We start from the raw sequence: 8073 nt of genomic DNA, 5'->3' as shown, positions 1-8073 counted from the left end.
ACCGCGCGCGGCGGCGCTTCGGCGCCGGGGCGGTGGTGCCGGGGACGCTGGCGGCGTGAGCGGGGGCCCGGCCGGAGCGGTGGCCCGCACGCCGCTGCTCACTTCGTGAGCGAATCCACCTCAGCCGCGTACAGCACCGCCGGGTCGAAGCCCATGCCGTGGAAGCCGCCCGCGAGTTCGAGCGAGAGGACCCCGTGCAGGCGCGTCCAGACGGTGAGGGCGCGCAGACGGGCGGCCGGGCTCGCGGGATGGCCCCTGGCCCAGTCGCCGTGCTCGGCGAAGTACCCCTCGGCCGGAGGGACGACGCCCGGGGGGCGGGCGTCGTCCTTGTCCCGAGCCGCGCACACGTCGAGGAGCACCGCCATGATCTCCGCCGCCGTGCGGGCCGTGTCCTCGGGGGCGTGGTAGCCGGGCAGCGGGGTGCCGTAGACGAGGAAGTACCGCTGCGGGTCGGCGAGCGCCCAGGCCCGCAGGGTCCCCGCGAGGCCCGGGAGGTCGGTGCCCTCGGCGGCGCGGGCCAGGAAGGCGTCGGCGAGGCTGCGGTAGGCGTCCCTGATGAGGTCGGTGATCAGGTCGTCGCGGCTGGCGAAGTACCGGTAGAGGGCCGGGCCGCTCATGCCGATCCGCTTCGCGATCGCGTTGAGGGACAGGGCGCTCGCCCCCGCCGTCGCTATCTGCTCCCAGGCGTGGCGCTTGATCTCCTCGCGCACCTGGGCGCGGTACCGCTCGCGGGACGACTTCGGCTCGCTCACACGCGCTTCCTCTCCTCGACTCGTTCTGTTAGAGGTTATCACTGTCGCTATTGACTCTCACAGCGGAGATGAGTTACAACTTCTCACGAAAGCGAGAGATTCAAGCGAATGTCGAGCGAGCTGCTACGGAGCGGGGAACGTCATGAGTGACAGCGCACGTCTTGTCGAGGTCGTCCTGCCGGGCGTCGTGGAGCCGGAGGGCCTTCAGGTGCGGGAGGCGGAGGCGCCCGTGCCCGGCGAGGGTGAAGTGGTGCTCGCGACGGAGGCGAGCGGCGTCTCCTTCGCCGAGCAGCAGATGCGGCGCGGCCGGTACTTCGACCAGCCACCGTTCCCCTTCGTGCCGGGCTACGACGTCGTCGGCCGCGTCCACACGACGGGCCCGGGCGTCGATCCGGCTCTCGTGGGGCGCAGGGTGGCCGCACTGCTCAAGGTGGGCGGCTGGGCGAGCCGGGTACGGGTCGCCGCCGCCGACCTCGTACCGGTGCCCGAGGGCGTGGGCGCCGAGGAGGCCGAGACCGTCGTCGTCAACGGCATCACGGCCTGGCAGATGCTCCACCGCAGGGCCGGGGTGCGCGCCGGGCAGACCGTCCTCGTGCACGGCGCGAGCGGCGGCGTCGGCTCCGTCCTCGTCCAGCTCGCCCGCGCCGCGGGCGTCGAGGTCATCGGCACCGCCTCGGCCCGCCACCACGAGGCGCTGCGGGCACTCGGGGTCACGCCGATCGACTACCACGACGGCGATGTGCCCGCGCGTGTCAGGGAGTTGGCGCCCGGCGGGGTCGCGGCCGTCTTCGACCACGTCGGGGGCCCGGGGATCGTCGACTCCTGGCGGATGCTCGCGCGCGGCGGCACGCTCGTCGCGTACGGCACCGCGTCGACCCGCGACGACACCGGCTCGCGCCACTGGCCGGTCATCAAGCTCTTCGCGCGCCTCGGGCTGTGGCACGTCCTGCCCAACGGCCGCCGCGCCGGTTTCTACAACATCTGGGCCGGCTCCCGGAACAAGGCCCGCTTCCGCGCCCACCTGCGCACCGACCTCACGGCGGTCCTCGCCGCGCTCGCACGGGGCGAGATCACCGCCCGCGTCGCCGCCACCTTCCCGCTCGCGAGGGCCGCCGAAGCGCTGCGCCTCGCGGAGTCGGGCACGGTGAGCGGCAAGATCGTCCTGACACCGTGAGACCGGGGGAGGGCCCGGGCCTCCGGCGCCTCACCCCGCCTCGGCGACCCCCCGCAGGTACCCGCCGAGCCGTTCGATCGCCGAGGGGTTGCGCGGGCTCTCCACCAGGTCCGCGTAGTCCAGTACGTACACGCGCTTGTGCTTGATCGCGGACACGTTCCGCAGCGGCGGGTACGACAGGAGGAAGTCCCGCTTCTTCTTCGCGCTCGTCGCCCCGTAGTCGTTGATGACGATGACGTCGGGGTTCCGCTTCACGACCGTCTCCCAGCCGACCGTCGTCCACGAGTCCTTGAGGTCGTGCAGGATGTTGACGCCCCCGGCCTCGCCGATGATCTGCTCGGGTGCCGCGTACCTGCCCGAGGTGAAGGGCTGGTCCTGGCCGCTGTCGTAGAGGAAGACGGAAGGCCGCTTCTCCGGGGCCTTCGCGCGGACGTCCGCGACCGTCGCCTTGTACTCCGCGATCAGCTTCGTGGCCCGCTGCTCGACGCCGAAGATCTTCCCGAGGTTCTCCAGGTCGGTGTAGAGCGCGTCGAGCGGCGGCATGATGCCGCGCGAGGTGCCGGTGCGGGCGTTGCGGCAGGACTCCGTGAGCAGGTACGTGCCGATGCCGGCCTTGTGCAGGTCCTCGGGGGTGAGCGCGTTGTCGTTGAAGCCGTAGTTCCAGCCGGCGAAGACGAGATCGGCGTCCGCGGCGAGCGCGTCCTCCTTCGTGACGCGGTCCTTCGATATCCACTTCACCTTGTCGTACGCGTCCTTGTACGGCACGTCCTTCAGCGAGCCCTTGTCGGCCGGCATGACGTAGCCGGCCATGTGGTCCTCCAGACCGAGCGCGAACATCAGCTCGGTGATGCCGACGTCGTTGGTCACGACGCGCTCGGGCGTCCTGTCGTACGTGACCTTCTCGCCGCAGTTGCTGACGGTCACCGCCTTCGCGGCCTTGCCGTCGTCGTGCTCGACCTTCGCGCCGCAGCCGGTCAGGAGGGCGGCGGCGAGGCCGAGCGAGGTGAGGGGGACGAGCTTGCGCACGGGGAACCTTCCGGAAGGGGTGTCAGGAGCCGAGGGGGTCGAACAGGAACTGGGTCGCGCCCGTCTCCGGGTGGCGCACGCGGTGCGCCCGTACGCCGAAGACCTCCGCGAGCAGCGCGGCGCTCAGCACCTCGCCGGGCGGGCCCGACGCCACGACGCGCCCGCCGTGCAGGACGTGCAGGAGGTCGCAGTGCGCGGCGGCGAGGTTGAGGTCGTGGAGCGCGGCGAGCACGGTCGGGCCGCTCGCGCGGACCCGGCGCAGGACGTCGAGCTGGTGGGCGATGTCGAGGTGGTTCGTGGGCTCGTCGAGGACGAGGACGCGCGGCTCCTGGGCGAGCGCGCGGGCGATGAGCACGCGTTGCTTCTCGCCGCCCGACAGCGACTGGAAGCCGCGCGCGGCGAGGTGCGCGACGCCCGCGTCCGCGAGCGCCCGCGCGCAGATCTCCCGGTCCCGCGCGGCGGAGCGCTCGCGGTGCGGGAGCCTGCCCATCGCGACGACCTCGGCGGCGGTGAAGTCGAAGTCGGCGGCCGTCTCCTGCGGCAGCGCGGCGAGCAGCCGCGCGGCGGCGCGTGGCGCGAGACGGTGCACGTCCTCGTCGCCGACCCGTACGACGCCCGCGTCGGGGCGCCGCGCCCGGTACACGCACCGCAGCAGTGTCGACTTGCCGCTCCCGTTCGGCCCGACGAGCCCGACGAAGGCCCCGGCGGGCGCGTCGAGCACGACGTCGTCGACGAGCCGCGCGCCCGCCACCTCGACCGAGACGCCTTCGACGTCGAGCCGCATGTCACTTCCTCCGCAGGGGACTTGGACCCGGATGTCCGGGAATTCGGGGATTCGGCGGTACGGGCGCGGGCCCGCCCGCACGTGGCGTCCGCGCTCAGCGCCCCGCCAGCGCGTGCCCGCCGCGCCGCATGAGGAGCAGGAAGGCGGGCACACCGAGCGCCGCCGTGACGACGCCGACGGGCAGTTCGGTCGGGGCGAGCAGCAGGCGCGAGAGCAGGTCGGCCCAGACCAGGAGCACGGCCCCGGCGAGCGGCGCGACCGCGAGGACCCGCGCGTGCGAGGCCCCGACGAGCATCCGCACGAGGTGCGGCACCATGAGCCCGACGAATCCGATCGCCCCGCTCACCGCGACGACCGTCCCCGTCACCGCCGCCGTCACGACGAAGAGTTCGCGCCGCAGCCGGTCGGGCGGCACGCCGAGCGCGGCGGCCGTCTCGTCGCCCATCGCGAGCGCGTCGAGCGCCCCCGCCCGGACCCCGAGCCACAGCAGCCCCGCGAGCACCGTCGCGGCGACGAGCGGCACCTTCGGCCACGTCGCCCCGCCGAGGCTCCCGAGCAGCCACATCATCGCGGAGCGCGCCGCCTCGCCCCGCTCCGCGCCGAAGACCATGACCGTCGTGACCGCCTGGAAGCCGTACGCGAGCGCGGTCCCCGACAGGACGAGCCGCAGCGGGCTGAGCCCGAGCGGCGAGCGGGCCACCGCGTAGACGAGGGCGGTCGCCGCGAGCGCGGAGACGAAGGCCGAGAAGGAGAGCGCCCACACGCCGAAGCCCGCGAGCGCGCCGAAGAGGATGACCGCGTTGGCGCCCACGGCGGCGCCCGAGGAGATGCCGAGCACGAAGGGGTCGGCGAGCGCGTTGCGTACGAGCGCCTGCACCGCGACCCCCACGGCGGCGAGCCCCGCGCCGGCCACGGCCGCGAGCACGACGCGCGGGAAGCGGATCTCCCACACGATCGTGTAAGACCCGGCGTCGTCCGCGCCGACGCTCCCCCCGCTCAGCCCCGCCCACAGCAGCCGCAGCACCTGCCCCCAGCCGATCCCCGTCGCACCCAGCGCGACCCCGCAGACGAGCGAGGCGAGCAGCACGAGCGCGAGCCCGGTCACCAGCGGGGGCACGGGCAGGCGGCGGGGCCCCTCGGCGCGGGGCGCGGGTATGCGGGGGGACCCCTCGGCGCGGGGCGCGGTGGTATGGGACATGAGGGCGCGCGTCCTCCGGATGGGCGGCCACCGGCGGCACGCGCAGGGCGCCGGTGGAGCCCGGAGGGGCAACGCGCGGGTCCCTGCTCGCAGTCCACGGCGAGCGGTCGACGGGGTCGGTACACCTGCCGCGGGCGATCGGGCTCGCGCGGCCCCAGGACACCCTGCGGGCCACGCACACCGTTGCGGGCCAGCGCCGGATTCCCACCGGCTTCCCCCACGAGAGGCCCGTGCAGGCTAACAAACCCCCGTCAGGGGCGAACCGCCGGGGAGGGGCTTACCCGCTCACTTCTCCGGCACCCGCCAGCCCCGCTTCCCCGCCAGCTCCAGCGCCGCCGTGGGCCCGAACGAGCCCCGCGCGTACGGCAGCGGCACGCTCCCCGCCTTCTGCACCTGCGCGCACACCTCCCACAGGCGCTCGATCTCCTCCGCGCCCGTGAACCACGTCGGGTCGCCCGCGAGCGCGTCGAGGAAGACCCGCGCGTACGCGGTCAGCGGCGGGTCGTCGGGGAAGGCCGTGCCCTCGTCGAGCATGAGCGGCGCCCGGACGAGCCGGAAACCGGTCCCCGGCCGCTTCCCGTACGCCTCGACGCCGAAGCGCGGCGGGTCGGTGAGGTCGAAGACCCACTCCGAGGGGCGGTCGCAGGCCGCCCAGTCGGCGCCGGGCACCCGCGCCGCCTCGCGCAGCCCGATCGTCACCTGCTGCCGCGAGATCCCCATCGCCTTGCCCGTGCGCAGCAGGAACGGCACGCCCTCCCAGCGCGGGTCGTCGATCCAGGCACGCAGCGCCACGAAGGTCTCGGCGGTCGAGTCGGGCGCGACGCCCTCCTCCTCGCGGTAGCCCTCGTACTGCCCGAACACCGTCTCGTCGGGCGAGAAGGGCCGCAGCTTCCGGAAGAGCGCGGTCCGCGCCTCGCGCAGCTCGTCGGCCCCGTACCGCTCCGGCAGGTCCAGCGCGACGATGCCGAGCACCTGCCCGAGGTGCGTGGGGATCATGTCGCGGAACGTTCCCGTGGCCTCCATGAACGAGGCCCGGCCCTCGATGTCGATCTCCTCGGGCACGTCGATCTGCACGTACGCGAGGTGCTCGCGGTTCCACACCGACTCCAGCCAGCCGTTCGCGAGCCGCAGCGCGAGGAGGTTGCGCACCGCCTCCTTGCCGAGGAAGTGGTCGACGCGGAAGACGCGTTCCTCGGGGACGATCTCGTGCAGCCGCTCGTTGAGCGCGCACGCGCTCGCGACGTCCTCGCCGAACGGCTTCTCCATCACGAGCACCGCGTCCTCGCTGAGCCCGGTCGAACCGATCATGCCGAGCATCCCCGACATGCTCGCGGGCGGCACCGAGAGGTAGAGGAGGGTACGGGTGTCCGCGCCGAGCCCTTCGCGGGTCTCGCGCACGACGCGCGCCAGGTCCTCGCCGTCCTCGGCCGAGGAGGACTGGAAGCGGAAGCGGGCGGTGAACTCGTCGAGGCGGGGCGGGGCCTCGCCGCCGTGCGCCCCCTTCACCGCGTCGGCGACGATCCCCCGGAAGTCGTCGTCCGTGCCGGGGGAGTGCCGGCCGGAGCCGATCACCGCGTAGTCCCCCGAGATGAGGCCGCGGGCGTGCAGCTGGAAGAGCGCCGGGTACAGCTTGCGCCTGGCCAGGTCGCCGGTGGAGCCGAAGAGGACCAGGAGCAGCGGACGGCCGTCGGCCGGGGAGTCGGAAGCCATGCGGGAAGCGCCTCTCGTACGGGGTCGGGCGGGGCCCGGGACGGGGATCGGGTACCCGCACCTCAGCCTTGTGTGCCTGGCGTCCGGTCACCTCGCCGCCGGGGCCGCTCGGGTGAGGACCGTGCCCCGGCCGGAGTATCAGCGCTGGTCAGAGGGCGTTGTCAGAGGGTGGTGGCAGGATCGGCGGCGCACGGGTTCCGCGCGGCGCGGGACCGGGGGACGCGGGGCGGGAGGCGGGGCGCATGACGGATGCGGACACCGGGTGGGGTGCGGGGACGGACTGGGACGCGGTCGCGCCCGGGTTCGACGCCGAGGCCGATCACGGGCTGCGCGATCCCGCCGTACGGGACGCCTGGGCGAGCCGCCTGACGGCCTGGCTGCCCGCCGCCCCCGTCGACGTGCTCGACCTCGGCTGCGGCACCGGCAGCCTCGCCCTGCTCGCGGCCCGCGCCGGACACCGCGTCACGGCCTCCGACCGCTCCGCCGCGATGCTCGCCGAGGCCCGTGCCAAGCTCGCGGGGACCGGCACCCGCCTCCTGCGCGCCGACGCCGCGCACCCGCCCTTCGCGCCCCGCTCCTTCGACGTCGTCCTCGTCCGCCACCTGCTGTGGCTCTTCACGGACCCGGCCGCCGTGCTGCGCCGCTGGTGCGCGCTGCTGCGCCCCGGCGGGCGGCTCGTCCTGGTCGAGGGCCGCTGGAAGGACGCGGGCCTGCCGCTCGCCGAGGTCACCGCGCTCCTCGCCCCGCTCACCGAGCGCGTCCACACCGAGTCGCTGAGCGGGGACCCGCGCCTGTGGGGCGGTCCGGTCGAGGACGAGCGGTACGCGGTCGTCGCGAGCCCCGCGCAGGCCCGCAGGCACAGCGAGATCGTCGACGTCCACCTCTTCCTGCGCCGCGGCGACGACATCCTCCTCGCCCGCCGTGCGAACACGGGCTACGCGGACGGCCTGTGGCACGCGCCGTCCGGGCACGTCGAGGCGGGCGAGGACGTCCGGACGGCGGTGCTGCGCGAGGCGTACGAGGAGACGGGATTGCGGCTCGTCCCCGAGGACGTGCGCGTCGCCCTCGTCATGCAGCACGCGGCCCCCTCGGGCGACAGCCGCATCGGCTGGTTCTTCGAGGCCGCGTACCCGGCGGGCGGCGAGCCGTACAACGCGGAGCCGCACAAGTGCGACGCCCTGGAGTGGTTCCCGCTCGGCGCCCTCCCGGACGGGCTCGTCGCCTACTGCGCCGCCGCGCTCGACGCCTACCGGGCGGGCGACCGCTTCGTCCTCCACCGCCACGCCCCGGACGATCCGGTGGCCCGGGTCGCGGGGGCGCCGGGGCGGGCGGTGGTCCTGCCGCAGTCGGGGTGAGGCCGGGATCAGGGGGCGAGGAGGGCGCGGAAGGCCGCGCGGTCCGCGTCCGCGCCCGCCAGGGCCTCCAGGCC

The 8073-nt window shown here is 74.6% G+C and carries 7 protein-coding genes and 1 riboswitch; of the genes, 2 read left to right on the top strand and 5 right to left on the bottom strand.

From position 1 onward, the window contains the following. Positions 1-98: 98 nt before the first annotated feature. The gene (locus tag G3I42_RS03590; RefSeq protein WP_164282389.1) at positions 99-752 is read right to left on the bottom strand and encodes a WHG domain-containing protein; all 654 of its coding nucleotides are present in this window, start codon (positions 750-752) and stop codon (positions 99-101) included. Between the two features lie 142 nt (positions 753-894). On the opposite strand from G3I42_RS03590, the gene G3I42_RS03585 reads away from it, so the two are divergent. Beyond that, positions 895-1926, top strand: a complete 1032-nt coding sequence (locus G3I42_RS03585; protein ID WP_164282388.1) for a medium chain dehydrogenase/reductase family protein — start codon at positions 895-897, stop codon at positions 1924-1926. A gap of 30 nt (positions 1927-1956) precedes the next feature. Here G3I42_RS03585 and G3I42_RS03580 read toward each other — a convergent pair whose 3' ends face one another. From G3I42_RS03580 to G3I42_RS03565, 4 genes are all read right to left on the bottom strand, one after another. Then, on the bottom strand, positions 1957-2952 hold the full coding sequence (locus tag G3I42_RS03580; RefSeq protein ID WP_164282387.1) for an ABC transporter substrate-binding protein: 996 nt from the start codon (positions 2950-2952) through the stop codon (positions 1957-1959). A 22-nt stretch (positions 2953-2974) separates the two neighbouring features. Then, the gene (locus G3I42_RS03575) at positions 2975-3736 is read right to left on the bottom strand and encodes an ABC transporter ATP-binding protein (RefSeq protein WP_164282386.1); all 762 of its coding nucleotides are present in this window, start codon (positions 3734-3736) and stop codon (positions 2975-2977) included. A 94-nt stretch (positions 3737-3830) separates the two neighbouring features. Further along, positions 3831-4934 (bottom strand): iron ABC transporter permease, encoded by a 1104-nt coding sequence (locus G3I42_RS03570; RefSeq protein ID WP_164282385.1) that lies wholly within the window; start codon positions 4932-4934, stop codon positions 3831-3833. A 115-nt stretch (positions 4935-5049) separates the two neighbouring features. After that, positions 5050-5181, bottom strand: a riboswitch (cobalamin riboswitch). Between the two features lie 38 nt (positions 5182-5219). Then, positions 5220-6644, bottom strand: coding sequence for a glucose-6-phosphate dehydrogenase (locus G3I42_RS03565; protein WP_164282384.1), 1425 nt, complete (start codon positions 6642-6644; stop codon positions 5220-5222). Between the two features lie 242 nt (positions 6645-6886). On the opposite strand from G3I42_RS03565, the gene G3I42_RS03560 reads away from it, so the two are divergent. Further along, positions 6887-7999: a methyltransferase domain-containing protein gene (locus G3I42_RS03560; protein ID WP_164282383.1), complete on the top strand. Its 1113-nt coding sequence runs from the start codon at positions 6887-6889 to the stop codon at positions 7997-7999. The last annotated feature ends 74 nt before the right edge of the window (positions 8000-8073 follow it).

The sequence above is a fragment of the Streptomyces sp. SID11385 genome (assembly GCF_010548245.1).
Taxonomy (GTDB): domain Bacteria; phylum Actinomycetota; class Actinomycetes; order Streptomycetales; family Streptomycetaceae; genus Streptomyces.
Note: the sequence above shows the minus strand (reverse complement) of the source record. Positions and strands in the feature narration are given on the sequence as shown.